The sequence below is a fragment of the Myxococcales bacterium genome (assembly GCA_016712525.1).
Taxonomy (GTDB): domain Bacteria; phylum Myxococcota_A; class Polyangia; order Polyangiales; family Polyangiaceae; genus JAAFHV01.
In genome coordinates this window covers 836,929-851,903 of the sequence record JADJQX010000008.1, presented here as the reverse complement: position 1 = coordinate 851,903, position 14,975 = coordinate 836,929, and the positions used below count along the sequence as shown (strand labels likewise).

General features: G+C 69.6%; 16 protein-coding genes. 6 read left to right on the top strand and 10 right to left on the bottom strand.

What is annotated here, in order from left to right:
- Nucleotides 1–20: 20 nt before the first annotated feature.
- The gene (locus IPK71_33145; GenBank protein MBK8218604.1) at nucleotides 21–785 is read right to left on the bottom strand and encodes a hypothetical protein; all 765 of its coding nucleotides are present in this window, start codon (nucleotides 783–785) and stop codon (nucleotides 21–23) included.
- Between IPK71_33145 and IPK71_33140 the strand changes: the two genes are divergently transcribed.
- On the top strand, nucleotides 784–1,329 hold the full coding sequence (locus tag IPK71_33140) for a hypothetical protein (GenBank protein MBK8218603.1): 546 nt from the start codon (nucleotides 784–786) through the stop codon (nucleotides 1,327–1,329). The two genes, IPK71_33145 and IPK71_33140, sit on opposite strands and share 2 nt — an antisense overlap.
- A gap of 79 nt (nucleotides 1,330–1,408) precedes the next feature.
- On the opposite strand, the gene IPK71_33135 is transcribed toward IPK71_33140, so the two are convergent.
- Complete coding sequence (locus IPK71_33135) at nucleotides 1,409–1,957, bottom strand: hypothetical protein (GenBank protein ID MBK8218602.1); 549 nt, start codon at nucleotides 1,955–1,957, stop codon at nucleotides 1,409–1,411.
- A gap of 88 nt (nucleotides 1,958–2,045) precedes the next feature.
- Between IPK71_33135 and IPK71_33130 the strand changes: the two genes are divergently transcribed.
- Complete coding sequence (locus tag IPK71_33130) at nucleotides 2,046–2,867, top strand: hypothetical protein (GenBank protein MBK8218601.1); 822 nt, start codon at nucleotides 2,046–2,048, stop codon at nucleotides 2,865–2,867.
- 12 nt (nucleotides 2,868–2,879) lie between these two features.
- On the opposite strand, the gene IPK71_33125 is transcribed toward IPK71_33130, so the two are convergent.
- The 5 genes from IPK71_33125 to IPK71_33105 all read right to left on the bottom strand — a co-directional run bounded on the left by IPK71_33125 (nucleotide 2,880) and on the right by IPK71_33105 (nucleotide 8,457).
- The gene (locus tag IPK71_33125) at nucleotides 2,880–3,824 is read right to left on the bottom strand and encodes a hypothetical protein (protein ID MBK8218600.1); all 945 of its coding nucleotides are present in this window, start codon (nucleotides 3,822–3,824) and stop codon (nucleotides 2,880–2,882) included.
- 5 nt (nucleotides 3,825–3,829) lie between these two features.
- Nucleotides 3,830–4,771 (bottom strand): hypothetical protein, encoded by a 942-nt coding sequence (locus tag IPK71_33120; protein MBK8218599.1) that lies wholly within the window; start codon nucleotides 4,769–4,771, stop codon nucleotides 3,830–3,832.
- Nucleotides 4,772–4,847: 76 nt separating this feature from the next.
- A complete protein-coding gene (locus IPK71_33115; GenBank protein MBK8218598.1) occupies nucleotides 4,848–6,647 on the bottom strand; it encodes a serine/threonine protein kinase in 1,800 nt (599 codons plus the stop codon).
- Between the two features lie 277 nt (nucleotides 6,648–6,924).
- Complete coding sequence (locus IPK71_33110) at nucleotides 6,925–7,995, bottom strand: DUF3829 domain-containing protein (protein ID MBK8218597.1); 1,071 nt, start codon at nucleotides 7,993–7,995, stop codon at nucleotides 6,925–6,927.
- Nucleotides 7,996–8,130: 135 nt separating this feature from the next.
- A complete protein-coding gene (locus IPK71_33105; GenBank protein MBK8218596.1) occupies nucleotides 8,131–8,457 on the bottom strand; it encodes an FKBP-type peptidyl-prolyl cis-trans isomerase in 327 nt (108 codons plus the stop codon).
- A gap of 148 nt (nucleotides 8,458–8,605) precedes the next feature.
- On the opposite strand from IPK71_33105, the gene IPK71_33100 reads away from it, so the two are divergent.
- Nucleotides 8,606–9,358, top strand: a complete 753-nt coding sequence (locus IPK71_33100) for a CBS domain-containing protein (protein ID MBK8218595.1) — start codon at nucleotides 8,606–8,608, stop codon at nucleotides 9,356–9,358.
- A 66-nt stretch (nucleotides 9,359–9,424) separates the two neighbouring features.
- Here IPK71_33100 and IPK71_33095 read toward each other — a convergent pair whose 3' ends face one another.
- Together IPK71_33095 and IPK71_33090 are read right to left on the bottom strand one after the other, a co-directional pair.
- Nucleotides 9,425–10,414, bottom strand: coding sequence for a hypothetical protein (locus IPK71_33095; GenBank protein MBK8218594.1), 990 nt, complete (start codon nucleotides 10,412–10,414; stop codon nucleotides 9,425–9,427).
- Nucleotides 10,411–12,063: a DNA mismatch repair protein gene (locus IPK71_33090; protein MBK8218593.1), complete on the bottom strand. Its 1,653-nt coding sequence runs from the start codon at nucleotides 12,061–12,063 to the stop codon at nucleotides 10,411–10,413. The genes IPK71_33095 and IPK71_33090 overlap by 4 nt, the downstream gene beginning before the upstream one ends.
- 196 nt (nucleotides 12,064–12,259) lie before the next feature.
- Here IPK71_33090 and IPK71_33085 point away from each other — a divergent pair, with 196 nt between their 5' ends.
- The 3 genes from IPK71_33085 (at nucleotide 12,260) to IPK71_33075 (ending at nucleotide 14,312) form a co-directional block, all read left to right on the top strand.
- Nucleotides 12,260–13,327 carry a methyltransferase domain-containing protein gene (locus IPK71_33085; GenBank protein ID MBK8218592.1) on the top strand — a complete coding sequence of 356 codons (1,068 nt, stop codon included), beginning with the start codon at nucleotides 12,260–12,262 and terminating at the stop codon, nucleotides 13,325–13,327.
- A 77-nt stretch (nucleotides 13,328–13,404) separates the two neighbouring features.
- Nucleotides 13,405–13,884, top strand: coding sequence for a PA2169 family four-helix-bundle protein (locus tag IPK71_33080; GenBank protein MBK8218591.1), 480 nt, complete (start codon nucleotides 13,405–13,407; stop codon nucleotides 13,882–13,884).
- Nucleotides 13,884–14,312, top strand: coding sequence for a CBS domain-containing protein (locus IPK71_33075; protein MBK8218590.1), 429 nt, complete (start codon nucleotides 13,884–13,886; stop codon nucleotides 14,310–14,312). Before IPK71_33080 ends, IPK71_33075 begins: the two co-directional genes overlap by 1 nt.
- Nucleotides 14,313–14,386: 74 nt before the next feature.
- On the opposite strand, the gene IPK71_33070 is transcribed toward IPK71_33075, so the two are convergent.
- On the bottom strand, nucleotides 14,387–14,830 hold the full coding sequence (locus IPK71_33070; protein ID MBK8218589.1) for a universal stress protein: 444 nt from the start codon (nucleotides 14,828–14,830) through the stop codon (nucleotides 14,387–14,389).
- Between the last annotated feature and the right edge of the window lie 145 nt (nucleotides 14,831–14,975).

Below are 14,975 nucleotides of genomic sequence, written 5' to 3'. Positions count from 1 at the left end.
TTTCGCCGTTTGTCGCCTGCTCACTCGCCGAAGAACGGCCAGGCCTCTTCGCACCGCGCGCGGCAGATCTGCGCGCTCTCCACGCACGCCAAGAACGCCTCGCGCCCTGGCCCCGTCGTTCGGTGGCAACGCGTGTCGACGATGGAGCACGCGGAGAGGCACGACATGTGGTCGTGCGGGGCCGGGATGTCGGGGGGAAACTCGGGTTTGGCCGATGGGCTCGGGCCCTTCGGGGCCTGTGCGTCGCCCGAGGCCTCGGGCCGAGCCGGGGCGGCCGTGGACGGGGGGGCGGGCGTCGGTCGAGGCGCCGCGGTCTCGAGGGACGTCCAGCGACCGGAGAGCTCGGCGCACTCCGGGGCGACCACGATGATTGTATTTTGCACCTTTTCGAGGGTGCCCTTGCACGCGGGGGTGCGCGAGGTCTTTTCGAGCGCGAAGGAGCACCGCGTGCCGTCGCAGGTGAGCGTGTCGAACGTCCGCGCGAGCGTCACGCTGCGGCCGACGTCGGCCGAGGCCTGGAGCCGCGCGCCCGTGGTGCCGCCTCCGGCCTTCTCGTCGCCGAAGAGGGCCGTGTACGCGCCGATGTCGGCCGATGCCGTGCGTCGGACGCCGGTGAGCACGACGCCGCCCCTCGCGATGGACAGCTCGGCGCGCACCCCGGCTCCTTCGCCGGAACGAGCGTAGGAGCCGACGAGCTCGTCGGGGAGCGCGCGCCTCCCGCAGGCCGCGAGGGCGACACCGACCGCCACGAGACCGAGGCCCCCGATCCACGATCCGCTCCGCATGAGCCGAAGCCTAACCACGCGCCCTCTGCGCGCCATCGTGGGGCGTCCGGTCTCCGGGGCGTGCCTCCCGGCCGGCCTCGGGTATGCTGCCGCCATGCGCGCGCTCGTGGCTTCTTGGCTCGTGGTCTTGACGGCGTGCGGGCTCTCCACGCCCATCGAGGCGCAGCACCCGTCCGTCCAGAGGGTGCCCGGGTCGATCGACGGCTCGACGGAGGAGCGCCACGCTGCCCTCGTGGCGACCGCGAAGGGTGACCTCGCCTGCGCGAACGTCGACGTGGTCCTCACGCTCGACCGGCGCTACGCGAACTCGGTCGTCGTACGCCACGTGGTCGAGGGATGTGGCAAGCGCGCCCTCTACGTCGAGACGTGCGAGGCGTACCCGAGCTGCCGGTACCTCGTGGTCTCGGTGCTCCCGTTGGCGTCGGTGGGCGCCGTTACGTCGCCCGCGTCGGCTCCACCACCGGCAACGCCAACCGATCCATCACCGCCACCGGCTCCAGCGGCGACGCCGGCTCCGTCGGGCTCGGCAGGGGTGGCTTTGTAGGTGGGCGATCGCGCGGGCCCGCGGGGTGCCGCGGTGACGCAGTCTAAGTGATTGAAAGTATGTGATTTCTTGCCGTGGTTCACTTGCTCGGGAATTGGATCGGCAGGGTGATCCCCTTGCGCTTGCACTTGCTCGCGTCGTCGAACGGCGTGTCGTGCACGGCCTTCACCATGCACTTCACGACCGCGTCGGGCAGGGTGGCTTCTTGCGCTTTGGCCTGGCCGAGCTTGCCGAAGCCGTCGACCTGGAGCGTGATGCGCACGGAGCCCTCGAGCGCCGCGTTCGCCTTCTTGCCTTCGCGGTAGCACTCCTTGATTTTGGGCCGAGCCTTCTGTTCGAACGCGGCGGCGATCTTGGTGCAGCCGTCGTCGTCGTCCATCGTGATTTGACCGGGTTTGGGGGCGTCGGCCGAGGGTTTCGGTGCGGTGTCTTGCGGAGGGGCTTCGGGGGCCTTTGGCGGCTCGGCCGAGGGGACCTGCGCGCCAGCTTGGGCCTTCGTCGCGTCACCTGTGGGGGCTCCCGCCGGGGGCTCGGGCGTGACCGGGGGCGTGGAGGCCGCGCAGGCGGAGAGCGCCACGGCGACGGCGAGGAGAGTTGGGGCGACGAGCCGGCGAGCACGAGAGACCATGCCTCACGATCGCACGTTCCGCGCGCTGGCCCAAGCGCCTGCGCCGTGCCCGTGGCCCTCCGTGTGCGCTGGGGGTAACCTTGGGACGATGCGCCTCTCTTCGCCGCTCGTGGTCCGCGTCCTCTCGTCTCTCGTGGTCGTGCTCGGGGCCGTGGCGTGCGGCGGCGCCGAGCCGGAGACGCCCACCGGGACACCCCTCGAGGACGGTGGGACCTTGCTCGAGGACGGCGCGGTCGTGCCTACGCCGAGCCCTACGGCGACGGGCTCGTCCCCCACGGGCGACTCGGGCCCTCCTCCCGCGCCCGTGCCTCTCGGAACCGAGCAGGCCGGGGAGGCCACCTACTACGCCGCCGACGGCAGCGGGAACTGCAGCTTCGACCCGTCTCCCCAGGACCTTATGGTGGCGGCGCTCAACCTTACCGACTACGCCGGCAGCGCGACGTGCGGCGCCTGTCTCACGGTCACGGGGCCGAACGCGACCATCACCGTGCGTGTCGTCGATAGCTGCCCGGGCTGCAAAAAGGGGGACGTCGATCTGTCGAGGAGCGCCTTCGAGAAGATCGCGCCGCTCTCGCGCGGGCGTGTCCCCATCACGTGGCGCATCGTCCCGTGCGCCGTGACGGGCCCCGTCGCCTACCGCATCAAAGAGGGCAGCTCGAAGTTTTACACCGCCATCCAAGTGCGAAACCACAAGGTGCCGGTCGCCAAGCTCGAGTACGAGCGCGCGGGCGCCTACGTCGACATCCCCCGCAAGACGTACAACTTCTTCGTCGTCGAGAAGGGCGTGGGCGATCAGCCCGGTGGCCTCAAGCTCCGCGTAACGGGCTCGAACGGCGCCGTGCTGCTCGACACGCTCCCGGGCACCATCACCCCCGCTACGACCCACGCTGGGGCCGCCCAATTCCCCTGATGTTTCGATGATTTATGGGACGACGGGCGTCTCGGGGGCGACGGTGGTGGAGCCCGCCCCGTAGAACACGGTGCCGGCGTCGGGGCCCGCGTCGACGCGCCGTACGAGCGTCGCTTTGGCGGTCTTGGGGTCGAGCTGAAGGATGTCCCCCGGGGTGGTGAAGCCGAAGATCTTCCCGCCCCAATACCCGAGGCCGAAGAGGCGGTCGTAGCCCGTCTGGCCGACGAGCGCGAGGCGACGCCCCGTCTTGGGATCGAACTTCACGAACGAGTCGCCGGCGTCACGCGGGATCCCTGGGATCGTGGCGGTGAGGAACATGCCGTTCGGGCCGGCGGCGATGAGGTCGCCCGAGGCCGCGTACGGTGTGCTCGCGTCGGGTGGATTTAGCGTCCCGACCTTGGTGATGGCGCCCGTGGTCGTGTCGATGCGGAGGTAGTTGTCGTCGAAGTCGAAGCCCACGAGGGCGTCGTTCGCCGGGTCGAGCGTGCCGCGAGGCACGAAGGCGAGCAAGATCGGGTAGTCGAGCCCGGTCCCGGTCCTCACGATGGTGCACTGCGCGGTCACGGGATCGATGCGCACGAAGCGGTCGTCGAGGGTCGCGCCGTAGATGTTCGAGTCGCGGTCGACCGCGATGTCGAGCATGACGTCCTCGGACGGGAGACAGCTGAAAGAGCCGATGCGTTTGAGCGTGCGCGCGTACGGGTCGTAGATGTGAAGGTCACGCCCGGTCTGCGTGAAAATGGTGCCTTGGAGGCCGCCGTCCGCGGGCGGGGGGAGGGCCGTGTCGGGCGGATCGGTGGGCTTGGCGTCGCCTTTGGCGGCGTCGTCGTCGGAGACCACGAGTGGCGGAGGGCCGGGCTTCGTGTCGCTCGAGCAGCCGGCGAACGACGCGATGTACGCCACGGGAATGGCGCTGCCGACGAGCACGAAGGTGCCGCGGAGGAGAAGGCGTCGCATGGCGCTCATCGGGTCGGCGCCACGGTGGTGGAGCCTGCGCCGTAGAAGACGCCCTGACGGGACGTGGCTCCTCCGGCATCGAGCGGGATGGGCGTCGACGCGCCCGAGGCCGGATCGATCGCGACGGCCTCTCCCTTGGACGTGAACCCGTACGCGACGCCGGCCCAGTAGCCCATGCCCCAGATGTTGGTGCGGTTGGTGCTTCCCGTCACGGCGATGCGCTGCCCCGTCTTGGGATCGAAGCGGACGATCACGTCGCCGCCGTCGACCTCGGAGCCGCCGCGGTACGTCTTCGCGCTGAGGTAGGTGCGGTCTTGTCCGACCGAGACGATATCGCCCGACGACTCGTAGGTGGTCGACGCGTCGCGTGGGTTCAAGAAGCCGACCGACGTGACCTTGCCCGTCGTCACGTCGATGCGGACGTACTCGTCGTCGAAGTATCCGACGAGCGCGTCGTTCGCCGGGTCGAGCGTGCCGCGAGGGACGAACGAGAGCGAGTTCGGGAAGCGCACGCCCGGGCGCTCGGGCGCGATGACCGTGCACGACGCGGTGAGCGGGTCGATCTTGATGAAGGTGTCGTCGAGCGTGGTGCCGTAGATCTCTCCGTCGCGGTTCACCGCGATGTCTCCGACCTCGGAGAAGGTTCCGGTGCCAAGGCAGCTAAAATCCCCAATCTTTTTGAGGGTTTTGCCGTAAGGCTCGAACAGGAAGAGGGTCTTGCCCGTGTGCAGGTACACCGCGCCCGACGTGACGGTCGCGTCGGTCTGCGGGAGCGCCGAGTCGAGCTCGACGGGCGGCGGCGCCGAGTCGCGACCAGCGGCGTCGTCGTCCGCGACGACGAGCGGAGGTGGCTTCTGGATTTCGGGCGACGAGCAGCCGGCGAACGAAGCGAGGGCGGCAGTGGTGGCGAAGGCGACCGTGAGACCGAAGGCCAAGCGTAAGCGCATGTTTCGGTAGAGAGTAGCCTACGCCCGCGCCGCGCGCACGAGGCTCCCTCTCGGGTACGTTCCGAAGGCGCGCGGCTCAGGGCGGAGGCGGGACCAGCGCCACTTGCACCGTGGCCGTCGCCGCGTGCTCGACCGGGCCGACGCTGTGGTTCTGGAGCGGCCCCGCGAAGCACCGGCCGAGGTTCGGATAGGCCGAGGTCATCGGGCCGGGGACGGTCGCGGCCGACATGATCATGCCTTTCTCGTCGATCGAGAGGGCGACCGTCATGGTGCCGCCCTTGGCCGCTCCTGCCGCCGTGATCGCGGCCCGGTAGCACATCGAGAGAGACGGGGTCGCCCGCTGGAGGAACGAGCTCACCGCGGCCCGCGCCCCGGACGGGTCCGTGTCGACGCGCCCTACGCTCACGAACGCCTTCTCGACCGCGATGGGAGACGCCGGGGGCGACTCGGGGGGCGGCGTTGCGCTCGGGGTCGTGGGCGCGGACGCTACGGGCTTGGCCGCCGCGCTCGCGGGAGGCAGCGGCGGCAGCTTCTTCCCGTTCGACGCCACGGGAGGCGCCGAATGCGGCGGCGGCTTGTTCGTCGTGACGGGGGAGCTCGAGTGGGCCACCGGCGCGGACGGCACGCCGAAGCTGACGGCCGAGGACGGCGTGACGGAGGTGCTCGGCGAGGCGACGGGCCCCGCGTCGGTCATTTTCCGCGTGGCGAGGGTGACGACGCCCCCGATCGCGCCCCCGAGGAGGAGCACGCCGAGCAGGACGAGGAGGGCGACCGGTCGCCGCTTGGTCTCGGCCGAGCGCTCGGTGCGCGGCACCTCGGTGAGAACGGGCTCGTCTTGCAGCAGCGTCGGTCGAGAGCCAAAATCGGACTCGCGCGCGATGCGCGGCTCGGAGCGGAGGGCCGGGAGGCGCGGGGCCGAGGCCGCCGCGTCGGGGTAGCTCGGCTTCGATGCGACGGCCAAACGTGTCGACGTGAGCGGAGCCGACGGATCGAGGCCACGGAGCGCAGAGGCCATCTCGCCGGCCGACTGGAACCTGTCCTCCGGTCGCTTCTCGAGCGCCCGCAAGCACACGTCCTCCAGCCGCGGGTCGACGTCCCGGCGAAGGCTCGACGGCCGGGGTGGGGTGTCGGTGACCTGCTTCACGACCACGCCGATGGGCGTCTCGCTCGTGAAGGGCACCTTGGACGTGAGCATCTGGAAGAGCACGATGCCCATGGAATAAAGGTCGCTGCGGGCGTCGAGGGGCTCGCCGCGCGCCTGCTCGGGCGACATGTACTCGGGCGTACCGACGAGGGTCCCGGTGCCCGTGAGGGCGCGGCCCGGCTCGGTCTGCATGGCGCGGGTGTCGATCACCTTCGCGATGCCGAAGTCGCAGACCTTCACCACCTCGTGGAGCTCGCCGTCGTCGTCTTGGGCGAGCGTGACCATGATGTTCTCGGGCTTGATGTCCCTGTGGACGATGCCCAGGCGGTGTGCGGCCTTCATCGCGGAGAGGGCCTGGCCGAGGATGTGCACGATGCGCTCGGGGGAGAGCGGGTGCTCGGCGCGAATGACCTCGTAGAGGTCGCGGCCGTTCAGGAACTCCATCGCGATGTACGCGAGCCCCGACGACTCCGTGCCGAAGTCGAGCACACGCACGGTGTTCGGGTGGTCGAGCGCGCTCGCGGCGCGAGCTTCACGCTGGAACCTCGCGACGAAGGTCTCGTCCGAGAGATCGCTCCGCATGACCTTGAGGGCGACCGTGCGACCGAGGCCCGTGTGGGTCGCGCGGTACACGTCGCCCATGGCGCCCGAGCCGATGTGCGCCTCGACCTTGAACTTGCCCCCGACCGTCTGCCCGACGAGCGAGCCCGTCTCCGCGAGCGCGGCCGTCATGCGGCCCTCGGAGAGGCGCCGACGGAGGCGTGAGGCAAGAGAATCGGGAGGCGCACCATGGGAGACGTCGAACCTTCCTTCATGGTCTCAGGCCTGACCGCTCCCGTCCACTTTCGGCGTGCGATCGTGCCTTCACTCTCTCTAGCGATGCGCGGGCCCGGGGGCGGATTCACGATGCCCTGAAGGCCCAATGTAGGAAAAAAGGCGACGGGCGCCCCTCATGTGAGGAACGCCCGCCGGGCCATCGCCGCTCTTTTCCGAGGAAGCGGCCTCTGCGTCACCAGGGGAAGCTGTTGGCGTTCGAGGTGACGATGAACTTGTCGTACTTGTCGCCGAACTCACGGGTGCCGCCGTCCGCGCAGCGCGGGAGCTTGTCGAGGTCGACCTTGCCGTCCTTCGTCTTGGCCGAGGCCGGCGCGTCGCGGAGGCAGCGGCCGTACTCGCGCGACTCCTTCAAGAAGTCGTCGGCGGCCCGCATGAAGTTGTCGTACGCGAGGGACGCGCCGATGCGCGCCTTCTTGGTGTTCGAGAGGTCGGCGCGCTTCAGGCTGCCGTAGTCGCGGAGACCCGTCAGCGCGGCCTCGAAGCTCTTGAACTCGGTGTCGTAGTCCGTGTACGCGACCTCGTCGTTCTCGTCGGCCGGGTCGCCCGTCTCGACGAGCTCGCGCGCGATGTTGAGCACGTTGCGGCGGTGCCAGCGGAACTTCTTGCCCTCTTCCTTCTCGATGCGGGCGAGCTGGCGCTGCGCGAGGGGCTTCGTGATGGCGCCCACGCTCGTGTGGATCTCTTTGTCGGCCTTCATGAACTCGTCGAACGCGGCGACGAGGCGGGTGTGGATCTCTTTGCCCTTCGCGAACTTGTCGTCCTTGTAGTTTTTCTGATCGTAGTACGTGTTCGCCTCGTTGATGACGGCCTCGGCCGCGACCACGGCCTTCGCGTAGCGCTGGCCGACCTCCTCGAGGCTCTTGTCGTCCGGGGGCATGCTCTTGGCTTTGGTGACGGCCGTCTGGCAGCGCGACGAGCCGGACACCTTGGGGATGCCCAGGATGACGCGCTCTCTGCCTGTCGGGCCCGACTTCGGCGCCCACGACGCGTACATGCGGCGCGAGCGGTAAATCGGCGACGACATGGTGTTCATGCAGTTGCGGATGTACTCGCCCACCTTCATGGAGAGCTTCTCGTCGTTCTTGTCGTCGTCGGTCTCCGTGTCGCCTTCGCCGTCGTCTCCGGCGGTGGGGGCGGCGCCCGCGTCGGCCGGCGTCTTCTTGAATTTCTTGCACCCGGTGGCCGTCGTCGCGAGCGCGAGGGCCGAGAGCACGAGGAGGAGCTTGAGGAGGGAGCGGTTCATGTCGGCGGTCGAGGCTACCTTCGGCCCAAAGCTCTGCCAAACGCGAAGCGACCGTCCTGCCTGAAATGCACGAAAGCCCCGGCCGGGCGGCCGAGGCTTTGGGGAGTCGTGGTGTCACCCGTTCGGGTGACGCGCCTACTTAAGGCCGAGCAGCTCGACCTCGAACACGAGCGTCGCGTTCGGCGGGATGACCGGCGGAAACCCTCCGGCGCCGTAGGCCATGTCGCTCGGGATGGTGAGCTTGCGGAGCTCGCCGATCTTCATGCCGGCCACGCCCTTGTCCCAGCCTTGGATGACCTGGCCGGCGCCGAGGCGGAACGTGAAGCCCTGCCCGCGGTCGCGGGAGCTGTCGAACTTTTTTCCGTCGGTCAGCGTGCCGACGTAGTGCACGGTCACGGTCTGCCCCGCGGTCGCGACGGCGCCGTTTCCTTCACGCAAGGTTTCGCATTGGAGCTGGCTCATGACGTTCGTTTCCCTTCGATGGCGCTGCCCGTCGACCTTCGGCGAGCGGCCCGATTTCGCGACTATCGTCCGAAACCACCCCCGGTCGCAATGGGGCCGCGTCGAGGCTTGGGCTTTCCCGGCCACGCGGTTCGGCTAAGGTGCACCCATGTCCGTCGTCCGAGACTCGATGACCCACCCTGCGATCTTCGTCGACGTTTCCGCCACCACGGGGGAGGTGCTCGCGCTCGTCGAGCAGCGCTCCGTGTCGGCCGTGCCCGTGCTCCGCGAGGGCAGGCTCGTGGGCATCGTGTCGACGACCGACCTCGTTCGCGATCTCGCGGGTCCCCGCGACGGAGACCTCCCTCGAACGGCTGCAGACTGCATGCGTTCCCCGGTCGTCACCACGAACCCGGGTGCTTCTCTCGTCGAGGCGACACGCGCGATGGTCTCGGCCAAGGTGCACCGTCTCGTCGTCGTCGAGGACGATCGCGTGGTCGGCGTCTTGTCGACGCGGGACGTGCTGCCCCACGTCGAGAAGGCCCGATCTGCGCGAAAACTTTCGGAAATCATGACGCGAGACGTGCTCACGATCGACCTCGACACGACCGTCGACGCCGCGGTCGAGAAGCTCTCCGAGGCGAACGTGCACGGGCTCGTCGTGGTCGACGGTGAGCACCCGATCGGCGTGTTCACCCACGCCGAGGCCCTCGCGTCACGCAGGCTCCCGGCCGCGCTCCGCGCCCGGCCCGTCGAAGAGGTCATGAGCTACGAGACGATCTGCTTCGCGGCCTCGACGCCCGTGTACCGCGCGGCCGCCCAAGCGCTCCGCATGAACGTGCGTCGCCTCCTCGTCGTCGAGAACCGGGAGGTCGTCGGCATCTTGAGCTGCCTCGACCTCGCCCGCGAGCTCACGCTCTGAGCCGAGGCCGATCGAGCGCGTCTCTCGTTTCGCAAAGTTGGCTTTTTTTTCCGCGTGAGCCCGCGCTCACGGGGCCTTCGGCGAGGCCGCGACGACGGCCTTCCGCACGTCGAGGGCCAGGCGGCACCCGTCCATGCCGCTCGCGTAGACGACGCGCGCCGTCGACGACATCCACGCCGGGTCGACCGGCCGCCTGAGCCGCAGAAGGTCGCGCCCGGTGCGGAGCTCCGTGACGATCACGCGCACCTCGTGGGCCCGCTCTCCGTCGAGCTCCGTGGGGCCTCCGCCCGTGCCCGGCTCGTCGATCGCGGCGATCACGATCTCGGCGCGCGAGGCCGTGATCGCGGCGTCGGTGGGGGCCTTCTCGAACGAGCGGCGGAGCGCCCCGACCTCCTGCACGGTCTTCGCGGTGCGGGCTTTCTCGACGAACGACTCGGCGAGGTACGGCAAGCCGAGCATGGCGTCCGACAGGTGGGACACGGTGCGCGTGCGTGCCTCGCCCCCACCCATGTAAACTGCACGCGTATGATCGAGGATGGCCTTCTCGTCGCTGGACGCCGGCGGATCGACGAGGCACACGACGAACGGGTCCTTTCGGCTCGCTCGTGCGGCCGCGAGCGTGGTCTGCTCGTCCACGAAGGCGGACGTGGGACCGCGCACGTAGATGGCGGGGCGCGCGAGCACGGCGCCGAGACCGGCCCCGACGACCTCCGGCGCGACGAGGTCGGGGCTCGGGCTCGCCGCGCTCCGCGCCAGGATCGGAAGCACACGCGCGACGACCTCGCGGCCCCCGTCGCCGAGGGCAGCCGCCTTGGCGCGCACGTCGGTGACCAGGGCGTTTCGGCTCGCGTCGAGCTCGCTCGTCTCTCGGGCTCGAAGCGAGAGGCAGGCTCGCCCCGTCACGAGAGCCGCCGCGAGGACCATCACCCGCGCGATGGCCGTGCCTCGTCGCGCGCCGCGCTCCCTCGTGCGTCGGTCGTTCTCTCCGCGAACGCTCGCCTCGATCCGCGCGGCGAGCGCCGGGTGCATCTTCTTCTGGACGAGGAAGGTCGTCATCGGTCGGGCTCGGCGGTCCGCCCCAGGCTGCGCGAAACGAGCGCCTCGAGCTGCGTGCGTGTGACGCCGAGGCGTTCGGCGGCGCGGCCCGCGAGCGACGTCCGCGCGACCCCCGGCCGGAACTGGTACGTCGGCGTTTGGGTCGGCCCGAGCTCGACCTGGAGGAAGCGCAGCGCCGAGATGTCCCCCGCGGCCTCGAGCCGGCTCGCGAACGCGAGGAAATGCGTCGTGATGAAGGCGTGCGGGGAGAGGCCCTCGAGCATCCGCAGCACGAGCTCGAAGATCTCCTCGCCCTCGGACGGGTTCGTGCCCGAGCAGAGCTCGTCGAGGATGACCATCGAGCCCGGCGCGAGGTTCTCGAAGAGCGTTCGGATGCGAAGGAGCTCGGTCCCGAGCCTGCCCTCCGATTGGTCGGCGCGAGTCTCTTGGATGAGCGACACGACGAGGCCCGACACCGGCGCGATCCGCGCGCGCCGAGCCGGGACGAACAGCCCACATTGTGCGAGGAGCTGAGAGATTCCGATCGACTGGAGCAGCCGTGTTTTTCCTCCCGAGTTCGGCCCCGTCACGAGCACGGTGCGCGTGTGGCGATCGACGACGAGATCGCACGGAACGACCCGTGGCGCCGCCCCCGAGGCCGTGCTCGCCGTGAGCAAGAACGGGTTCCAGAGCTGCTCCATTTCGCGAGGCTCGTCGGGGCTCGCCACCTCGGGGAGGCACGTGTCGAGCCCTGCGGCCGTCGCCGCGTCGCGGAAGCCCATCGCGCCGAGCAAGAGCTCGAGATCCCCCATGAGCTGGACGAGCTTCGGGAGCTCGTCGTCGATCCCCGAGTAGACCGCGTCGACGAGCCGCGCCATCACCTCGCCGTCGGAGAAGGAATACCCGCGGACGAAGAGCTCGAGCTTCGCGAGAAAGCGGCGGAGCGGCGAGCTCGTGAAGGGGTTCTCGGGGTTCGTCGCCACGTCGCGGATGGCGAGCGCGCGAATGCGGCCGTCGGCGCCGATGCCCACCGCCAACGTCAGCGTCGCCATGTTCTCGTCGTACGAGAGCAGATCCACCATCGAGCGGAAGGGCTCGCCCTCGCGAACACGAGCGCCGAAAGCGGCGATGCGCGACAACGCGGACGTCGCCGTCGCGAAGCCCGTGGCCGCGCCCTCGACGATCTCGCGGAGGAGGGTGAGGATGTCGAGCTGGCGCCGCGTGGGATCGAGCTTGCCGGTGCCGGTCGCGCCCTCGACGAGCCCCCGCAGGCGGCAGAGCCGCACGTAGAGCGAGGTCGCGGCCTCCCGGAGCTCGGGCCGCTCGGAGAGCTCCCGCAAGATCGCGCGCCTCTGCGCGGCCGCGCGTGGGTCCGACGGAGGGTGCGTGACGAGCCTCGTGAGGAGCTTCGTCGAGAGCACCGCGCGCGTCCCGTCCACCGTGATCGAGAACGCGTTCGCGACGAAGGTCGGCACGAAGAGGTCGTCCTCGAAGCCGTCCGGGTGGAACGGCGAAGGCGCGAGTCGTACGTCGGCGAGGGCCTCGGCGAAGAGGCCCCCCGAGACGCCGCTCGTGAAGGCGAGGCCCAGCGCGAGGCGGGTGCGCTCCTCGTCGATCCGGCACGCGGCCTCGGGGTGCAGCAGATCGGGGTAGGGGGAGGGCTCCGCCATGCCCGAACGACACTACGCAACTTCGTGAGTTCCCGCTTCGAGGCGAGATTGTTCGACAAAAAAACCAGCAAGGTCATAGATTTGCGCTGCTGCCGGAATGGCCGGCCACGCCCCTCCTCGGGGCGGCATCGAACTGCCACTGCGGGCGAGCCGTTGGTAGGGTGGAGCCGCCCTCGCTCCGACGCCGAGACGACGAATGCACCGAACCGCCGATCCCGAGACCCCGAACGAGCTCGCCCGCTTCGAGGCTCAGAAGCTCGCCTTCGCGCCGCTCCTCTTCCAGGGCGCACGGGCCATGCGCGACCTCGGTGTGCTCGGCGCCCTCTACAAGGCCGGGCCGCGTGGCCTCACGGTCGACGAGGTGAGCCGCGAGACCTCGCTCGGCCGTTACGCCGCGGGGGTGCTGCTGGAGGCGGGCATCGCCACGGGCCTCGCTCGTGTGACGGGCTCTCCGCTCCGCTTCGCGATCACGAAGACGGGGGTCTACTTCGTCTCGGACCGCCTCACCCGCGTCAACACGGAGTTTTCGCACCACGTCTGTTACCGCGCGGCCGAGCACCTCGCCGAGTCGCTGCGCGAGGGGCTCCCCGCGGGGCTGCGCGAGCTTGGGCCCTTCGCGACGGTCTACGAGGGGCTCCACGCGCTCCCCCCGGACGTGAAGCGCGCGTGGTTCGACTTCGACCACCACTACTCCGACTCCGTCTTCTCCGAAGCGCTCGCCCAGATGGTCGCCGAGAAGGTGCGCCACATCGTGGATCTCGGCGGAAATACCGGGCGATTCGCGCGTGCGTTCCTCGCCGCGGCGGGGCCCGACGCGAAGGTGACCATCGTCGATTTGCCCGCGCAGGTGGCGATGGCCAAAGAGAGCCTCGCCGATCTCGGCGATCGTGTCGCCTTCCACCCGACCGACGTCCGCGGTCCGGGGCTCGCGCTCCCACGCGGCGACGCGTACTGGATGAGCCAGTTCCTCGACTGCTTCCCCGAGGGCGAGATCGCGCACATCCTCGGCGCCGTGCGGAGGGCGATCCCTCCCGAAGGGCGCGCGTTCGTCCTCGAGACCTTCTGGGACAGGCAACGGTACGAGGCAGCTCGCACGTGCGTCATCGCCACGACGTTGTACTTTGCATGTGTCGCGAACGGGTCGAGCCGCATGCTCCACTCGGACGACATGGAGCGGCTCGTCGTGGGCGCGGGGCTCCGCGTGGCCTCGGCCCGCCACGACCTCGGCCTCGCGCACTCGCTCCTGACCTGCGTGCCCGTCTGACCTTTCCGTATCGTTCGGCAAGGTCCTTGCTATCGTCCCGGGCGGGCGGAGAACGCCGACCCTGGAGGAGGACACGAATGACGGCCGACGAGAGCGGGAAGAGCAAGCGGGGAGAGATCGTCACGGCGCTGAACTCGTGCATCGAGACATGCACCGACGGCGAGAAGGGCTACGCGATCGCCGCCGCGGACGTGCGAGACCTGGGCCTCAAGGCCTATTTTCAAGGCAAAGCGGAGGAGCGCGCCGATTTCGTGGTGGCGCTGCAAGAGGCGGTCGCGGCGCTCGAGGCCACCCCCGAGAACGAGGGCTCGGCCGCGGGCGCGCTGCACCGTGGGCTCGTCGGCGTGCGAAAGGTCATCGAGGGCCGGAGCGACAAGCTCCTCGTCGAAGAGTGCCTCCGCGGAGAGGTCGCCGCGCTCGCGAAGTACGACGCCGCGCTCGGCCACGTCTCGGAGAACGACGAGCCCACGACGCTCCGCGCGCTCCTCGTCCACCAGCAGGAGATCCTCGGAAAATCGATCGCGGAGCTGCGGCGCCGCCTCGGGGGTATGAGCTGATGTCGCTCCAGCGCTTTCGGCGCGAGGTCGTGACGGCCTCCGAGGACGACACCGTGCTCTCGGTGGCGGAGCGCATGCGGGATCTTCGTGTGGGGTGCGTGGTCGTGACCCGCAGCGATCGTCCCGTCGGCATCCTCACGGATCGTGACGTCGCCCTCCGGGTGGTCGCCGACAAGCGTGACGCCTCGACCACCAAGGTCTCTCAGGTGGTCACCTACGATCCGATGGTCGTCGAGCTCGACGCGGACATCTCCTCGGTCACGGCCCTCGTGCGCGAGCACGGGGTGCGCCGCTTCCCGATCGTGGATCGCTCGGGGGCGCTCGTGGGCATCGTCACGTCGAACGACCTCTTCGTCCTCGTGGGCCGCGAGCTCGCGAACCTGTGCGCCGGTCTCGAGGACCCTTCGGACACGACCGAGAGTCGCTAAATATCCGGAACAGCTCAAGAAAAGAGCCGGTGGCCCGAGGGCTCCGGCTCTCTTCTTTTCGAGAGGGCGGCTCGTCAGGTGGCGCGGGCGGGGCGAACGACGAGCACCGAGCACGAGGCGTTGTTGACGACCTTGGCGGCCGTGGTGCCGAGGATGCGGTCGACCACGCCGTAGCCGTGCGAGCCGATCACGAGGAGGTCGGCCTTCTCTTTTTCGATGGCGGTGCAGATGCCCTGCCAGGGGCTGCCGATCTCGACCGACACGAGGTGCTCGGAGCGGAGGTTCGCGGGCACGTTCGCCGCGTGGGCCTCGAGGTCCTTCTTGGCGGCGTCGCGGAGGAGATCCATGAGCGAGGGCGCGTCCGTCTGCCAGATGAGGCCGGGCATTTCGGGCGGGATGCCGACCGCGCGGAAGAGCACGAGCTTCGCGTCCGGCGCAGCGTTCGCGGCCTCGATGGCGGCCTTCAGAACCTCGGGGGCGCGGGGCGAGTTGTCGAGGGCAACGAGAATGGTCTTCATCACGGTCTCCTAGGGTGCCGTCGCCGATGCGAGGTTCGGGCCAGCGTGAAGTACGCGTTGGCCTGCACCCTCGGCGACCCGTCCGTGCGCACCTTGCGTGCATGCGCACCCCTTGCGTAGCACGGGTTGCCGTTCCGGCTCACAG